The organism is Staphylococcus casei, from assembly GCF_030294405.1.
GTDB classification, from domain to species: Bacteria; Bacillota; Bacilli; order Staphylococcales; family Staphylococcaceae; genus Staphylococcus; species Staphylococcus succinus.
In genome coordinates, this window is record NZ_CP125718.1 from 1,732,854 (window position 1) to 1,750,279 (window position 17,426).

Annotated in this window: 14 protein-coding genes and 1 riboswitch; of the genes, 4 read left to right on the forward strand and 10 right to left on the reverse strand. The window is 33.7% G+C overall.

The window, feature by feature from the left end:
- Positions 1-175: 175 nt before the first annotated feature.
- From dprA to ylqF, 5 genes are all read right to left on the reverse strand, one after another.
- Positions 176-1,045 (reverse strand): DNA-processing protein DprA, encoded by an 870-nt coding sequence (dprA, locus tag QMO72_RS08380; protein WP_103266803.1) that lies wholly within the window; start codon positions 1,043-1,045, stop codon positions 176-178.
- A gap of 348 nt (positions 1,046-1,393) precedes the next feature.
- Positions 1,394-2,302, reverse strand: coding sequence for a succinate--CoA ligase subunit alpha (gene sucD, locus QMO72_RS08385; protein WP_103267731.1), 909 nt, complete (start codon positions 2,300-2,302; stop codon positions 1,394-1,396).
- Between the two features lie 21 nt (positions 2,303-2,323).
- Positions 2,324-3,490, reverse strand: coding sequence for an ADP-forming succinate--CoA ligase subunit beta (gene sucC / locus QMO72_RS08390; protein WP_073504606.1), 1,167 nt, complete (start codon positions 3,488-3,490; stop codon positions 2,324-2,326).
- A 107-nt stretch (positions 3,491-3,597) separates the two neighbouring features.
- Positions 3,598-4,368, reverse strand: coding sequence for a ribonuclease HII (gene rnhB, locus QMO72_RS08395; protein WP_103267730.1), 771 nt, complete (start codon positions 4,366-4,368; stop codon positions 3,598-3,600).
- A gap of 8 nt (positions 4,369-4,376) precedes the next feature.
- Positions 4,377-5,237 (reverse strand): ribosome biogenesis GTPase YlqF, encoded by an 861-nt coding sequence (gene ylqF, locus QMO72_RS08400; protein WP_103267729.1) that lies wholly within the window; start codon positions 5,235-5,237, stop codon positions 4,377-4,379.
- Between the two features lie 401 nt (positions 5,238-5,638).
- On the opposite strand from ylqF, the gene QMO72_RS08405 reads away from it, so the two are divergent.
- Positions 5,639-8,218, forward strand: coding sequence for a YfhO family protein (locus QMO72_RS08405; protein WP_103267840.1), 2,580 nt, complete (start codon positions 5,639-5,641; stop codon positions 8,216-8,218).
- A gap of 50 nt (positions 8,219-8,268) precedes the next feature.
- Positions 8,269-10,893 carry a YfhO family protein gene (locus QMO72_RS08410; RefSeq protein WP_103267841.1) on the forward strand — a complete coding sequence of 875 codons (2,625 nt, stop codon included), beginning with the start codon at positions 8,269-8,271 and terminating at the stop codon, positions 10,891-10,893.
- Between the two features lie 178 nt (positions 10,894-11,071).
- Here the strand turns inward: QMO72_RS08410 and rplS are convergent, their stop codons facing one another.
- From rplS to rpsP, 4 genes are all read right to left on the reverse strand, one after another.
- Complete coding sequence (gene rplS / locus QMO72_RS08415; protein WP_046836235.1) at positions 11,072-11,422, reverse strand: 50S ribosomal protein L19; 351 nt, start codon at positions 11,420-11,422, stop codon at positions 11,072-11,074.
- 101 nt (positions 11,423-11,523) lie between these two features.
- Positions 11,524-12,261, reverse strand: coding sequence for a tRNA (guanosine(37)-N1)-methyltransferase TrmD (trmD, locus tag QMO72_RS08420; protein ID WP_103267842.1), 738 nt, complete (start codon positions 12,259-12,261; stop codon positions 11,524-11,526).
- A complete protein-coding gene (gene rimM / locus QMO72_RS08425) occupies positions 12,261-12,767 on the reverse strand; it encodes a ribosome maturation factor RimM (RefSeq protein WP_069824253.1) in 507 nt (168 codons plus the stop codon). The genes trmD and rimM overlap by 1 nt, the downstream gene beginning before the upstream one ends.
- Before the next feature lie 269 nt (positions 12,768-13,036).
- Positions 13,037-13,303: a 30S ribosomal protein S16 gene (gene rpsP, locus QMO72_RS08430; protein WP_069824254.1), complete on the reverse strand. Its 267-nt coding sequence runs from the start codon at positions 13,301-13,303 to the stop codon at positions 13,037-13,039.
- A 322-nt stretch (positions 13,304-13,625) separates the two neighbouring features.
- A riboswitch (TPP riboswitch) is annotated at positions 13,626-13,724 on the forward strand.
- A 115-nt stretch (positions 13,725-13,839) separates the two neighbouring features.
- On the opposite strand from rpsP, the gene QMO72_RS08435 reads away from it, so the two are divergent.
- Positions 13,840-14,592 carry a 3-oxoacyl-ACP reductase gene (locus QMO72_RS08435; protein ID WP_103267843.1) on the forward strand — a complete coding sequence of 251 codons (753 nt, stop codon included), beginning with the start codon at positions 13,840-13,842 and terminating at the stop codon, positions 14,590-14,592.
- A 27-nt stretch (positions 14,593-14,619) separates the two neighbouring features.
- On the forward strand, positions 14,620-15,927 hold the full coding sequence (locus QMO72_RS08440) for an LLM class flavin-dependent oxidoreductase (protein ID WP_103267844.1): 1,308 nt from the start codon (positions 14,620-14,622) through the stop codon (positions 15,925-15,927).
- A 110-nt stretch (positions 15,928-16,037) separates the two neighbouring features.
- Here QMO72_RS08440 and ffh read toward each other — a convergent pair whose 3' ends face one another.
- Positions 16,038-17,405, reverse strand: coding sequence for a signal recognition particle protein (gene ffh, locus QMO72_RS08445; RefSeq protein ID WP_069824257.1), 1,368 nt, complete (start codon positions 17,403-17,405; stop codon positions 16,038-16,040).
- Positions 17,406-17,426 lie beyond the last annotated feature (21 nt).

The following is a 17,426-nucleotide window of genomic DNA, read 5'->3' on the forward strand; positions in this document are numbered from 1 at the left end:
GATAAATGATAAACGGTGTATTTTGTTTTTGTCAATGTTTTTAATTTTCATTATCATTTTACCTCATCATTTATCGCTGTCTTAATTTCATATAATCATGATTCCCTCAATGTTGACGTTCACACTTTTTCTATGTATTTTTTTATTTTGTTTTTCTATGTATATATACATATTTTTAAAGAAAGTCATTTATAATATCACTTGGTCTCAAAACAATTTTCGCACCTTCTTGTGCACTCAATAAATTACCCCTAGTCAATTCATTAAACATAGATCCTGGCAAAACATATACTTCTCTATTTTGTTCTAAGGCGCAATGAGTCGTAATACGTGTGCCACTCATTGACTTAGATTCTGTAATTAATATGCCTTTGGATAATCCACTAATTAATCTATTTCGTTCAGGAAAATAATATTTTTGTGGCGTTTGATTTGGTAAGTATTCGCTTATCACTAGCCCTTCAACTTCAAGTTGATTTCTAATCTTTTGTGTTTCTTTAGGATAATGATACAAATGTCCAAAACCTAGCACAGCAATAGAAGGTATATCCATACTTAACGCATATCGGTGTGCCTTATAGTCAGCACCTTTAGCTAAACCTGAAACAATTGTCATGTTCACTTTTTTAAATGAAGGAAAAAGATAGCATAATGCTTTATCTGTATATTGAGTAGCATTTCTTGAACCAATAACTGCCAATGTGTGTGGTGATTGTAATAAAGATATATTTCCTTTGTAGAAAAGTATATATGGAGGGTCGTAAATTTCCCGTAGCAATTGAGGGTAATGAGGATGTGTAATTGGTATATAATCTACACGCCACTGTTGCATTTGTAATAAGATTTGTTCAACATTGTAATTTACAAATTGATTATATATATGCGTTTTACGTCTAACATTTAAAATAGATAAAAACTGTTTGAGTAAATCATGTTGTTCAATTTTATTACACTCTAAGAAATAAGGATAACCTTTTAAAAATTGTCTTATTTGCTGTGTAGTCAATCCAGAAAAACGTAGTTTTAAAAATTGGTATTCTTTCATAAAAAACTCCTTTTACCATTTATTATATAAGGTTAAGAAGCCTTTTAAAGTTACATTAAGACAACATTTTATGTATGAATTTAATACTTTTTTAAAGAGTAATTATAAATTTAATCAAATAGCAGTTATTGTAAACCTACAATATCAAATATTCACTTAACTACTTAAAACGATCGACTGAAACCAATACATCATTGTCTGATAGCTATGCTGGCAACTGATTTTCTACTATATATAATAATTTTAACGGTTTAACCTAATCATATTTCCATGACTTTCGTAAAAATACACTTAAAATAGCGCAAACTCCGACATATTTTCGGAATTTGCGCTACTAGATACTAAAACTTATTGTTTTACAGTTAATAATTGCTCGTAAATGCCTGCTTCTTTAGCCGCTTCTATTAGCGTTGTACCAATTTCTGACGGCGTATCTGCTGTCTTAACACCACAACTGTTAAGTGTTTTAATTTTTTCTTCGGCAGTACCTTTACCGCCTGAAATAATCGCACCAGCATGGCCCATACGTTTACCAGGAGGGGCCGTTTGACCACCAACAAAACCTACTACTGGTTTTGTCATATTTTCTTTAATCCATTCAGCCGCTTCTTCTTCAGCAGTACCACCGATTTCTCCAATCATAACAACTGCTTTAGTTTCATCGTCTTCATTGAATTCTTTCAGTACATCAATAAAGTTTGTACCATTAACTGGATCTCCACCAATACCTACAGCTGTAGTTTGGCCAATACCTTCTTCAGTTAACTGATGTACAGCTTCATAAGTTAATGTACCTGAACGAGATACTACGCCCACATGACCTTTTTTGTGAATATATCCTGGCATAATTCCAATTTTACATTCGTCAGCAGTAATAACACCTGGACAGTTTGGTCCCACGACACGTGTTTTCTTACCTTCTGAATAACGTTTAACCTTAATCATATCAATAACAGGAATATGTTCTGTAATACAAATCGCTAAATCTAAGTCAGCTTCAATACATTCCAAGATTGCATCTGCTGCAAATGGCGCAGGTACATAAATTACAGATACTGTAGCACCTGTTTCTTCTTTAGCCTCTTCTACAGTGTTGAATACTGGCACGCCTTCAACAACTTGTCCACCTTTACCAGGCGTTACCCCAGCAACAATTTGTGTACCATATTCAAGCATTTGTTGTGTATGGAAAAGGGCAGTTGACCCTGTGATACCTTGTACAATTACTTTTGTATTTTTATCAATAAATACGCTCATCTTAGTGCTCCCATCCTTTCCTTACGCTTCTTTAACAAGTTTTACGATTTTTTGTGCGCCTTCTGCCATAGTTGCAGCTGGTTCAATTGCTAATCCTGATTCCTTAAGAATTTCTTTACCTCTTTCCACATTTGTACCCTCTAAACGAACAACAAGTGGTAAAGTCAGTTCTACTTCTTTAACTGCAGCCACAATGCCTTCTGCAATAATGTCACATTTCATAATGCCACCAAAGATATTAACAAAAATACCTTTAACATTTTCATCACCTAAGATAATTTTAAATGCTTCTGTGACTTTTTCTTTAGTTGCGCCGCCCCCTACGTCAAGGAAGTTTGCGGGATTTCCACCGAAGTGATTGATTGTATCCATAGTTGCCATAGCTAGACCAGCACCATTAACCATACAACCAATATCTCCATCTAAAGCAATATATGATAAATCATACTTAGAAGCTTCGATTTCTTTTGGATCTTCTTCTTCTAAGTCGCGTAATTCTTGGATATCTTTATGTCTGAATAATGCATTATCATCAAAATTCAATTTCGCATCTAACGCTAAAACGTTACCATCACCTGTTGTAACAAGTGGATTAATTTCAACGATTGAACAATCTTTTTCAATGAATACATTATAAAGTGATACTAAAAATTTAGCTGCTTTATTAATTGATTCTTTAGGAATATTAATATTGAAAGCAATTCTTCTTGCTTGATACGGTGCTAAACCGACAACTGGATCAATTGTTTCTTTGAAAATCTTTTCAGGTGTTTGAGCAGCAACCTCTTCGATTTCTGTTCCACCTTCTTCAGATGCCATCAAAGTAACTTTGTCAGTTGCACGATCAATAACAAAACCAACATAATATTCTTTTTGAATATCACAGCCTTCTTCTATGTAAAGGCGTTTAATTTCTTTACCTTCAGGGCCAGTTTGATGCGTTACTAGTGTCTTACCAATTAATTCATTTGCATAAGTTTCAACTTCAGAAAGTGATTTAGCTATTTTAACGCCGCCTGCTTTACCTCTACCCCCAGCGTGTATTTGAGCTTTCACTACGTATACATCTGAATTTAATTCTTTTGCTTTTTCTACCGCTTCTTCAGCAGTAAATGCTACACGCCCTTCTGGGACAGCAACGCCCATAGAACGAAATATTGCTTTACCTTGATACTCGTGGATATTCATTCTCCATCCTCCTGTTTCTTAGGTTAAGTTCATAATCAATTATAAGAAATGAAAGCGCTATTGTAAACTGATTAAGTACACTTCTTTTAATTCTTTTAATTTGCACATTAACTTTTAAGCGATTTAATTGGTTCAAAAGTCTTTCTGTGTTCATTTAAAATGCCGTACTTTTTAATTCCTTCTAAATGCTGTTGCGTGCCATACCCTACGTTTTTTTCAAAACCATAACCTGGGCATTTCACTGCTAAATTTCGCATATATCTATCTCTATGTTCTTTAGCTAGTACACTTGCTGCAGCAATTGAAATACTTTTTGCGTCACCTTTAATTATTGAGGTTTGTGGAATATCTACATTTAATGTCATTGCATCTATAAGTAAATGTGTCGGTTTAACGCTTAAGCCTGATATTGCTCTTTCCATTGCAAGCTTTGTCGCTTCGTAAATATTAATTTCATCAATTTCTTCTACCGTAGCATAACCATACGCATAGGCATAAACATCATCTAATAATTGGCGCTCTAAAATTTGTCTTTTAGTAGCCGATAATTGTTTTGAATCATTAAGCCCTGTAAAATGATGATCTTTATTTAAAATTACTGCACAAGCTACTACAGGTCCAGCTAAAGGTCCACGCCCTACTTCATCAATGCCACAAATCAAAGCTTCACTGTCTTGTGCCAATATTTCATTTTCAAAACGTGACATGACTTTATAATTTTCCAATAGTAATTGTTGTTTATCTAATTCTTTTCGTCTGCTCACAATCGCACTTTGGACGCCTTTTCTTTCATCATTATTAATAATGAGATTATCCAATTCTTCCTTGGTTTCTATAGTCTGTAACATAGCCTTTATGTCTTTAATTGTTGGCTTCATAGTGGCCCTTACACTTCCATTTCATTTACGATATCAAACGTATACGTGCCTATCTTGGCATTACGTACTTCATGAATAATTAAGTCTATTACTGCTTCATAATCTATTTCATTACCGCGTCTCAACATGCCTCTTCGACGACCTATTGCATCAAACCACTCAATATTATCTGCTTCTAGAGAGACATCAACATCATAATGTTTTTTTAAGCCTTCATAGTCATGTGCTTTCATAAATTCTAAGCCATATATGGCTACCTCATCTAAATGAACGATACTATCCTTAATCGCCCCAGTGATACTTAATTTTTTACCAACTAACTGATCTTCAAATTTCGGCCATAAAATACCTGGAGTATCAAGTAATTGTAATGAAGTCCCTACTTTAATCCATTGTTGTTGTTTCGTTACGCCCGGTGTGTTCCCTGTTTTAGTAACTGCTTTATTTGCTAATTTATTAATAAGTGTCGATTTGCCAACATTTGGAATGCCTACTATCATCGCTCTAATTGCGCGTGGCTTCAATCCTTTGGCTTTCTCTCTTTCGAATTTTTCTTTTGTAGCTTTAATCGCAGCTTGTTCTACTAACTTTAATCCTTTACCATGTTTTGCATCAATTGCTACAGGAAAATACCCTTTATCTTTAAAAAATGCTTCCCATTTTTCCAATTCTTTTAAATTGGCCATGTCTTTTTTATTTAATATGACTACGCGTGGTTTGCGTTGAATAACTTCATCAATCATAGGATTTCGTGAGCTATAAGGAATACGTGCATCTACAAGTTCAAATACCACGTCAACTTTTTTTAATTGCTCGGAAACCTCTCTTTTTGCTTTAGCCATATGACCTGGATACCATTGAATTACCATATATATCACCTTTCTTAATTCGTTTTTTATTTATGAAACGTCAATTATTTATATTTATTTACTTAATTCTTATGTGAATTAACAACAGACTATGAAATCATAACACGTTAGCAATATCTACTTAAATATAATAATCACACTATCATCGACTTATCTTCAATTTTACAACATTATTCAACAATGCACCTCAATTATCTATAAATACTTAAACTTGTATTGATTAACATTCATACTTTATAAATAAAATACTTTTGTCATCATAATCACTTATTAATTTTTCAAATACCTGTTTTTTAAATATATGTATGTTTTAATATAAATCAATAGTTCTTTTTATCTTATTTAAAGAAAAATCGTTACAATAGGATTATATTTATTACATATAACGGGAGATACTTTTTATGAAGCGCAAGATTTTTTACATATCACTATTTATGTTTCTCGCAATAATCGGTCACAGTTATGTTATATATAGATTCATCTATGATGGCGTCTTATTTACAGGACCAAATGACGGGATGGAACAAATGGTTCCTATCCAAATGTACCTGTATGATAACTGGAGTCATGGTAATTGGTTCTACTCTTCTGACTTTGGTTTGGGTGGTGACTTTTTTACTGATTTAAGTTATTATTTTTCAACTAATATCATATTTATTTTCAACATCCTAATCATTGTCATGCTTAAGACTTTTATCCCTATGGATACTTCCGCTGTCATGTTTTGGATGACTAATGCGCTGATTGTTTCCGTCATTAAATCTACCATTGCAATGCTTGCCACTTTTATTTATGTGAAGTACATAGCCTTAAATCGTAAAGTAGCAATGCTTGCCGCATTTATCTTTGTCATTTCGCCCTTATACTTTAGATTTACGGTATACTGGCCATTTTTTAGTGATATTTTCATCTGGTTACCACTATTATTGTGGTCAATTGAACGTTTTTTAAAAAGTGGTAAAATCGGTGTTTTTATTATAGTCGTAACCATATCATTGATTAACAATTTCTACTTTGCCTACTACCAATTATTGACTGGTTTACTTTATTTTATTATTCGCATCATTTTTCGTCATAGACAAGATATCATCCCAAGAGGAAAAGCTATAATGACACTTTCGCTATCTTCATTACTCGCTTTAGGTAGTAGTTTATTTATATTTTTTCATGGTATTGAAAGTTATTTAAACAATAGACGTGTTTCATTTAAAGGCGATGTGGATTTATTAGAACACTTCAATCAAAATACCAATCTCTTTTATGATAATTATTTAATTGTGATCCTTTTTATTACTATTCAAGCTCTTTTATCCTTTAAATTATACAAACACTATTATTATAGATTATTTGCTTTTCTTACTTTATTATCTATTTGTGCCAGTTTCTTTCCTTTTATCGATCAGTTATTTAATGGTTTATCGGCACCACAAAAGCGTTGGCACTATTTAATTGCTTTTAACGCAGCAATATTAATCGCGTTATATACAAAACATTTTCGTACATTATCCATAAAAAATTATATTTTTTCTACGTTAATTGGGCTAACTTGTGTATTTGTGAGTGCATGGTATTATGATGATTTTGTCGCGTGGATATGGTTTGTGCCAGTGATAAGCTTAATAGGATTACTTATTTTGTTAGTTAATGAACCTTATGTGCGGGTCAACTTAACACAACTTTTCATTTTATCTATCATGATATTATCAATACTTGTATCTATTGTATTTATACGCAATCAAATTTACTATGAAGATCACATTCAACGTGGTAATGTGCGTTATGCGACTGAAAGCCTATACGACTCTCCTTTACAACAACGCTTAGTGAATACAATGAAGCAACACACAGGAGATGATGAGCGTATAGATTGGAGAGTAAATGATCAAGATAATACGCCTATGTACCAGCATTTTAAAGGTATGAGCTTATACTCTAGTATTTTTGATCATCATATCTTAGATTATTATTACGATGCATTAAAAATTAATATGCAAAAAGAATCTGTAAGTATATATCAATCAACAAATGGTCGACAAAATATTGCCAGTTTATTTTCGGTACGCTATTTAATGATTAAAAATTATCAAGATAATGTCCCGAGGTATTTCAAAAAAATCAAAAGTAATGGACAATACCAAATATATAAAAATACTTTAACGCTTCCTTCTGTAAGGATTACTGATAAAGTTTATGATGCTAAACAATTGAAAAATCCTATAGATAGAGAACATGCAATGATTGATGGCGTTGTGTTAAATCACCATGGGCAATCTTATCCTCATAAAGCCAAGAATTTACTTAATCAGAGTCATATCACATATCATGATATCAAGCATAAAAAAGAACATCTTATTCACATTGCTAAATCAAACGGTCGTATTCAAATTCATGTTCCTAAAAAGTTAAGTAACCGTTATAAAGACTTCTATGTAACACTATTCGTTAAACGTGGTCACCCGGATAGTAATTTTTCAGTGAATGTTAATGGATATGTAAACAGTCGTTTATTTAATAACTCTACTTATCGTACTGGGGTATATACACAATTGTATAGAACTCAGCCAGATAAAAATGATAATATAAATATTGACCTTTCCCCCGGTGGTGATTACGAAGTGGATATCAAAGCACTACATGGTGTAAACTATCAAAATCTAATCAAAGCGCATCATTCAAGTAATTTTGATCATCATTATAAAAACATTAAAAATGGTATTAAAGTTCATTTAGGACAACACCAAAAGGGTATCGCCTCTATAAATACACCTTATAGAAAGGGGATGTATGCATATATAGATGGTAAAAAAGTAAAACCCTTTAAAGTTAATTATATGATGACAGGTGTGCCTGTATCAAAAGACAATAAAGAAATTGTAATTCAATATAGACCAAAGTATTGGTATACAATGATTGCTATTTCTAGCATATGTATTATCGCAAGTGCTATCTGGGTATATTTTAGAAGAAAGAATAATATTTAATACGCAAATAAATTATCTAAAAAGGAGTTTGTTAGAGATGAGGTATGGCCATGTTTAATAGACTTTGGTCTCACAAAGTTACACGTTTTATTTGCATCGCTTCAATGGGAATAGCAGTTGCCCTACTTTTATTCTCACCATACATATATCGCTATTTGTCTCAAGGTATTGTCTTTAGCGGTTCTGGCGATGGTTATAGACAAATGATGCCGTTCCAAATGTACTTGTATGAACATTTAAGCCAATTCAAAGGATTTTATGATCAATCCTTTGGTTTAGGTGGCGATTATATTAAAGACCTATCTTATTACTATGCAACATCACCTATTACTTTTATAAATTTTATTTTTGTGTGGATTTCAGATATTGTATTTAATAGCAATCCTCATTCAATTGCATTTTGGGCAAGTAATCAATTAATTGTTTCATTTTTCAAGAGTGTAGCAACATTTATAATTGCTTTTTATTATTTTAGATACTTAAAATTCAAAGGTGGCATTGTTTTTCTTGCCTCCCTACTATATGGTGCTTCAACTACAGTAATCTCCTTTAATTTTACATGGTCTTACTATGGGGATTTACTTATTTTCTTACCATTATCTTTATGGGCGATTGAACGTTTTAATAGAGAGAAGAAAATCGGATTGTTTATTTTTGCAATAGCATTAACTCTATTTTCAAATTTCTATTTTAGTTATTATGAAGCTATCGTCCTTTTTGCTTATTACATATATAGAATTGTATATCCACATCCCAAAGATATTGTGACAAGAAAACAAAAACTATGGGTGATACCTGTAGCAGCAGCATTAAGTTTATTGGTAAGTATATGGGGCTTCTATACTGGCGTTTCTTCATTTTTACATAATGATAGAGTCAGCAATCCTCACTTTAAAATACCTTTATTCACTGATTTTGCACGTCAAAAACATTTTTTCACAAATGGTTTTTATATAACAGTTTCAATTATTGCTTTACAGGCTTTATTATCATTCAAATTATATCGACACTATTATTATAAATTATTTGCGATTGCGACCTGGGTAATGCTTATCGGTTCTCTAACGCCATATTTTGATAGTATGTTTAATGGATTTTCGACTCCAGAACGTCGTTGGGTATACATTTTTGCACTAACAACAGCTGGATTAATCGCACTCTATATTCAACATATATCAGAATTGACATTTTATACTTATGTCAAAACTGCTGTCCCCTCGATACTCATCATGTTAGTGATGACGCTAATTGTTAAAAATGAAAAAATGACTTGGATGGTCGCGTGTCTCATTATCATGGTTTATCTCGGTATATTACTATACAATAGAAGGCTTTTCAACAAGCGTTGGTTCCCTATACTATTGGTATTGTTTGTTATTCAACAAGGACTAATTCTTTCAAATCATCATACGAATAATGTGAAAGGATATGAATCTACATTATCAGCAATAAAGGATTCATCCTATAAAAGTCCGAAATTAGCTAAAAAAATTGAAGACATCACTCAACGACATGACAAAGATCCTTTTAGTAGAATCGACTATATGTCAAAATATGGCCTAAATTCACCAATGATTTATCATTTTAATGGCATTGCTCTTTACTCCAGTATTTTCGATGGTGAAATACTAAAATATTATGACAAAACGCTACAAATCAATATGCAAATAGATAAAAATAGTACCTACAGGTTGTTTAATAATCGAGCCAATTTAATGGCTTTGTGGGATGTGAATGATCGAATACGTCGTCCGCAAGATTTAAATATGACATATGGTTTTGAGTCTGAGGATGTGATCAAGCATGCACATAATGAATTCTTTATTCATTCTACGAATCAAATTCCTTATCCAAGTGCACACATCACGAATAAAGTTTATAGCTCAAAGCAACTTAAATCACCTATGGATCAAGAACAAGCTATGTTACAAGGCGTCGTGTTTAACGGCCAAAATACACAGGCAAATAGTGATTTCAAGCCAAATAAAAACTTATTAAGTCATAGTGCTGTTTCATTAAAAGATGCACACCGTGATGATAAAAATAATTTAATCGTTACTAATGATAATGGTGGCGTAACATATCATTTGCCCCCTTCTCTCGCATACAAATATAAAGATATGTATGTCGAAATGGATGTCGAACTTTTATCACCAGATAAAGCGCACAGCGTTAGCTTAAACGACTATACACAACAACGTAATGAATTATCATATAAATATCGTCGTTTTGTTTCACCTGTTACCATGCGTGTTAAAGCAAACGAAGATTTGAACATCAAACTACCTAAAGGTAAATATCGCTTTAATATCAAGGGGATTTATGGCGAAGATTATCATACACTCAAACAAGCGTCTCAAGATTTAGACGAAGTGAACGTTGCAAAACAACGTAATGGTTACAACATAAAAAAAGACATTGATGATAATGGATATCTTGTTTTGCCCATACCATATCGTGACGGCATGCATGCAAATGTTGATGGAAAAGCCGTTCCTGTCAAAAAAGGCAATGGTATCATGACTGTCATCCCAGTCAAAAAGGGTCAAGAAAATATAGAATTAAGATACACACCACCTTACTTATATATTTTAATCACGCTCAGTATCATAGGCATAATATTAAGTATCATCTTCGCAAAATTCATTAAATCTAAATCATATTCAAACATATGATAAATATTCATATAAACGACTTCCATATAGTGTATCTAGTTAAATCGTCATTTTACTAGATACACTGATACTTATTTTTTAACAGCGTGAGCTTATATCATATGAATTCGAACGAAATATATGCACAAAAAAAACGGTTCCTAAATTAGGAACCGTTTTTTCATGCTTATTATGCTGATTAACGAATTTCTTTAATTCTAGCAGCTTTACCACGTAATTCACGTAGGTAGTATAATTTAGCACGACGGACTTTACCGCGACGTTTAACTTCGATCGTTTCGATTTTTGGAGTGTGTAATGGGAATGTACGTTCCACACCAACACCTGAAGAAATCTTACGTACAGTGAAAGTTTCTGAGATACCTCCACCACGGCGTTTGATAACTACACCTTCGAATACTTGGATACGTTCGCGAGTACCTTCAATAATACGTACGTGAACTCTTAAAGTGTCACCTGGACGGAATGAAGGTATATCTGTGCGTAATTGCGATTGAGTTACTGCTTCAATTAATTTGTGATTGCTCATTATTTTTCTCTCCTTCAACCTATGTTCTTGCCTTGACAAAATATAGCAGCGGACCATAGTGATTTTCGTGTGTCGCACACTTAAAATATATTAGCACACTGTCAGTCTTTTTTCAATTGATTTTTATATCTTTCTATTATATCTTTATCCTTATCGGTTAAGGTATAAGATTCTAATAGATCAGGACGTTTTTCAAATGTGCGTAAGATTTTTTGTTCGTGACGCCATGTTTCGATGTGTGCATGATTACCAGATAGCAATACATCAGGTACACCCATATCTTTATAACTACGTGGACGTGTATACTGAGGAAACTCTAGTAGTCCATCTTGAAATGAGTCATCTTCATGGGATTGCTGATTACCTAAAACGCCCGGTAATAGTCTAACTACAGCATCTGTCATGACCATTGCCGGTAACTCACCACCTGTGAGTACATAATCTCCCATTGATATTTCATCAGTAACCAGATGTTCTCTTATTCTTTCATCGTAACCCTCATAATGTCCACAAATAAATACCAAATGCTCTGATTCGCTCAACTCTTGTGCGATTTGTTGATTAAACGGTCGTCCTTGAGGACACATTAAGATGACGCGTGTGTCCTCTGTTTGTTCAATGCTATCCATAGCATTGAATATAGGCTCCGGCTTCAATACCATCCCTTGTCCTCCACCAAATGGATAATCATCTACTTGGTTATGTTTATTCTCAGCAAAATGTCTAAAGTTCACTGTATTAACGTCTAACATTCCTTTTTCTTGAGCACGTTTTAAAATAGAATGATTTAGCACACCATCAAACATCTCTGGAAAAAGTGTTAAATAATCAATTTTCATTAATCTAATAACCCTTCCATAGGTGTGATTTTTATACTTCTACCTTCAACATCAATATCTTTGACGACATCTGCAATATAGGGAATAAGATATTCCTTATCACCTTTGACAACCCATACATCATTTGCACCGGTTTCAAATATTTCTGTTACCCGACCAATCGGCGTATCCTCATCGTCAAAGACTGTACACCCAATAATATCTGAATAAAAATACTCATGCTCACCCAATTCAATTTCCTCATGATCACGTTCTTGCACTATCGTTTCACCTTTTAAATATTCAATATCATTGATATTATTAATGCCTTCAAAAGTGAGCATATGTAACCCTTTATGCATACGATACGAAGCAATTTTAAATTCAAGCGGTTCTTTTCCTTCACGTTCAATTTGCACGACTTCACCAGGTTGAAAACGCGTTTCTGTAAAGTCAGAATCTGATTTAATTTTAATTTCACCTTTGACGCCATGTGTATTAACGATTTTTCCTACTTCAACTTTCATATATGTTCCTCCGATAAAATATATATCCTAGGTGTCCCTAATTTTTATGTATGTTTTATTTTTTACGCTACTCATTATAACATGGATAAATCCATCTTAGTTATCAATCAACGTTGGAAATTATAAATTTAAGACAAGAACAAGCGATTAAGTGTGTGCCTTGCTTTCAATACCATTTCTAATATTAAATGCATCATTTTTAGCATTTAAAAAAAGAGCACCTGAGTCGGTACTCTTACAAATGATATATTTGTGACATAAGTTTAAGCTTATTTTTGGTCGTCGAATTTCTTCAAGATACCTTCTTTTGATAAGATATTGTGTACAGTATCTGTAGGTTTAGCTCCATCTTTTAACCATTTAAGTGCTAATTCTTCGTCGATTTTAACTTCTGGTGCATTCACACTGTTAGGGTTATAAGTACCGATTTGTTGGATGTTACGACCATCACGTGGCGCACGAGCATCTGCTGCTACGATACGATAGAATGGATTTCTTTTAGAACCTAAACGTGTTAAACGTAATTTAACTGCCATTTATTTTCTCTCCTTTGTATGTTCATAATTTTTATTTTCTACAAGAGATAATAATAACAGTACTTCCTACATTTGTAAAGAGTTTCTTCTTGACCTTTTTCAAAAATTATCGTCAAGCCCTTATTAAACAGCAATATGAAAGCTTTTATGTCATTTTACTAAAGTGCATACGATAAACAATCCAAGTGAAATGTAATTTACTTATAACATCATTATGGTCTTTCTCCTAGCTTCCATCTAACGCATCACTTTCCTGTGTGTCTTCAAGAGCACCACTTGACATCTGAATATATAAAATATACATTGAAGATAAATTAAATAATAATAGCACTAGGGGTGTTTTAAACTGAGATGAGTTCTACTCAAACCCTTTGAACCTGATCTAGCTAAATCTAGCGGAGGAAAGTGTGAATGATTTCGTATTTTTTAGAGACAACGCTTCTACTATTAATATACTGTTATTTTTTCATACACAACTTTCTATAGTGAAGGTTGTGTTTTTTTATTTAGTAAACATCTGAATAGGAGTGATTTATATGAATAAAACAGTACTAGTAACTGGCAGTAGTAGAGGTTTAGGTGCAGTTATTGTTAAAACATTATCTCAACAAGGATATAACGTTATTATTAATTATTTTCAAAATAAAGTACTGGCTGAGCAACTAGTAACTGAGCTTGGCGAACATCAGGCGATAGCTATTCAAGCTGACGTTACAAATAGAAACGATGTCGACAAATTAATAGTACAAGCTACAGAACGTTTTGGTCATATCGATGCGGTAGTTAATAATGCATTAGTTGGGTTCAAGTTTGATCCTACGCAGCAAAAATCTTTCAAAGACTTATCTTGGGATGATTATCAGCAACAACTCAATGGCACTTTAAAATCAGCATTTAACGTCACTCAAAGTGTATTACCTCAATTTTTAGAAAGACAATCTGGTGCCATTATTTCTATTGGTACTAATTTATATCAAAATCCTGTGGTACCTTATCATGAATATACAACAGCAAAAGCTGGCCTTATCGGGTTAACACGTAACATTGCAGCAGAATTAGGTCAGTTTGGCATTACAGCTAATGTTGTATCAGGCGGCTTATTAAAAACCACAGATGCCAGTGCTGCCACAACTGCCGAAGTATTTGATCTGATTGCACAGACAACACCTTTGAAAAAAGTTACTGCTCTACAAGATGTTGCCAATATGGTGGCCTATTTAGTATCTGATCAAGCAAAAGGTATAACAGGACAGAACTATACCATTGATGGCGGTTTAACGATGAATTAATAATTTGAAATTTGGAGGCATCTCGTAATGACTATAGATTCTAAGAAACATCTCAATATTGGTATATTAATATATGCTTGTGGTCATCACCAAGCTGCTTGGTTAATGCCTGATTCAAGCGTTGAACGTGTAGGAGATATATCCTATTATCAAGAGCTAGCACAAATATCTGAGCAAGGCTTATTTGATGCTGTGTTCTTTGCAGACAATCATTCATTCCCAGCAAAGTCTCAAAGCGATATGCCAGCATTTTGGTTCGACCCTATAGTAAGTTTAACTGCAATTTCCCAAGTAACTCATCACATTGGCTTAGTAGCCACCATTTCCAGTACATTTTCTAATCCTTTTACAGCATCTCGTCAACTCTTAAGTTTAGACCATGTTACTCAAGGCCGTGTAGGTTGGAACCTTGTCACTTCAATGACTGATTTAGAAGCTTTTAATCATAATATGCCAGCACTTCCACCTCGCAAGGAAAGATATGCAAAAGCTCATGAATTTGCTCAACTAATGAATAAGCTATTTAGCTCTTGGGACCCTAATGATTTTTCACATAACCGTAAAGACAATCATTTAATTCATTCATCACATATACATCCTTTCAATCACGAAGGAAAGTACTTTAATGTAAAAGGTCCATCTACTACACCTCGTAGCCCTCAAGGCAAACCAGTAGCAATGCAAGCGGGTGCATCGAGCCAAGGTATAGCACTAGCTGCCAAATATGCTGATGCTGTTTATGCTGTTGCATGGAATTTAAAACAAGCAAAGGCCTTTCGCCAAAAACTAGACGAACAGTTACTGAGTGAAGATCCAAACAGGCAACATATTAAGGTCTTCCCTGGTTTAGTTACATATGTAGGTGAGACATATGAAGCAGCATATGCAAAAAAACAAAAATTAGACGAAGCGCTACCAGTTGAAACTGCATTAAAGCAATTGAGCTTTTTCATACAACAAGATTGCCATAACTGGGAATTAGATAAACCTGTCCCACCATTACCTCCGGTTGAATCGTTTACAGGCCCTGTAGGTCGTTATGAGACCGTACTTGAAATCATCCAAGACAAGAATCCTACGTTAAGAGAACTGCTAGGTTATCTTAGCGCTGGTGGTGGACATTTAACTTTAATTGGCACACCCAAAGACATTGTAGACACTATGGAACTGTGGATGGATTGTGGCGTGGCTGATGGTTTTAATTTGATGCCCCCTGTACTTCCAAATAGTTTGGAAGATTTTGTAAATCTGATTATTCCTGAGATGCAAAAAAGAGATTTATTTAGATCCTCCTACGATGGTACAACTTTCCGCGAACATCTTGGCCTAATGTAATATATCATTACATATCATATTCAATAAAAAAGGGTAGTTTCCATTTTTAGGAAACCACCCTTTTTTTATTTGATTTTCTAGCTAGCAACTCATTTATAGCAAACGAATAACTAAAATGGTAAGTTCATGCCATTTAGCATATTTTCCATTTGTTTACGTTTACCTTTTTTACCTTTGCCCCCACCAGAAAATTGTTTCATCATTTTTTTCATTTCGTTAAATTGTTTCATTAATCTGTTCACTTCTTGTACAGAACGACCTGAACCTTTAGCGATACGTTTTTTTCGAGATACATTCAATGCATCTGGATTATTTCTTTCGGTTGGCGTCATTGATTGTATGATGGCTTTAATATGATCAATTTGTTTATCGTCCATATTCAAATTATCTAAGCCTTTCATTTTATTCATACCAGGCACCATTTTCATAATATCATCTAATGGTCCAAGACTTTTAACTTGGTCTAATTGATCCAAGAAATCATCCAACGTAAATGAAGATGTGCGCATTTTCTTCTCTAAATCTTTAGCTTTATCTTGATCTACATCTTGTTGTGCTTTCTCAATTAAGCTTAATACATCTCCCATTCCTAAGATACGAGATGCCATACGTTCAGGATGGAACGGTTCTAAACCATCAAGCTTTTCACTCATACCCACAAACTTAATTGGTTTTTGCGTTACTGAACGTATTGATAATGCTGCACCACCACGAGTATCGCCGTCTAATTTTGTAAGTGTCACACCTGAAACTTCAAGTTGATCATCAAATGATTGGGCTACATTAACTGCATCTTGACCTGTCATTGCATCGACAACTAGCATAATTTCATCTGGTTTAGTGATTTCTTTAACATCACTCAATTCTTCCATTAATGCTTCATCCACATGCAAACGCCCAGCTGTATCAATAATCACAAAGTCTAAGTGTTCCTCTTTAGCATGCTTTATTGCATTTTCTACAATTTGTTGTGGTTTCACTTGGTCGCCTTCACTATATACAGGAATGTCGATTTGTTTACCTACAGTTTGTAACTGATCAATAGCTGCTGGACGATAGATATCTGCCGCTACAAGCATTGGTTTTTTATTATACTTCTTACGCATAAGCAGTGCTAATTTACCTGCTGTCGTTGTCTTACCTGCACCTTGTAAGCCGACCATCATTACAACAGTTGGCGGTTTGTTAGCCATAGTAATCGTAGCATTTTCTCCACCCATAAGTTGAGTAAGTTCTTCTTGCACTATTTTGATTACTTGTTGTCCAGGTGTTAATGATTTCATTACATCTGAACCTAAAGCTCTATCTGATACAGTTTTGACAAATTCTTTTACGACTTTAAAGTTCACATCGGCTTCTAATAATGCCAATCTTACTTCACGCATCATTAATTTAATATCTGCTTCCGTAACTTTACCTTTGCCTCGAATTTTTTGCATCGTTCCTTGTAAACGATCGGATAATCCTTCAAATGCCATATCAAATACCCTCCTTTTTAA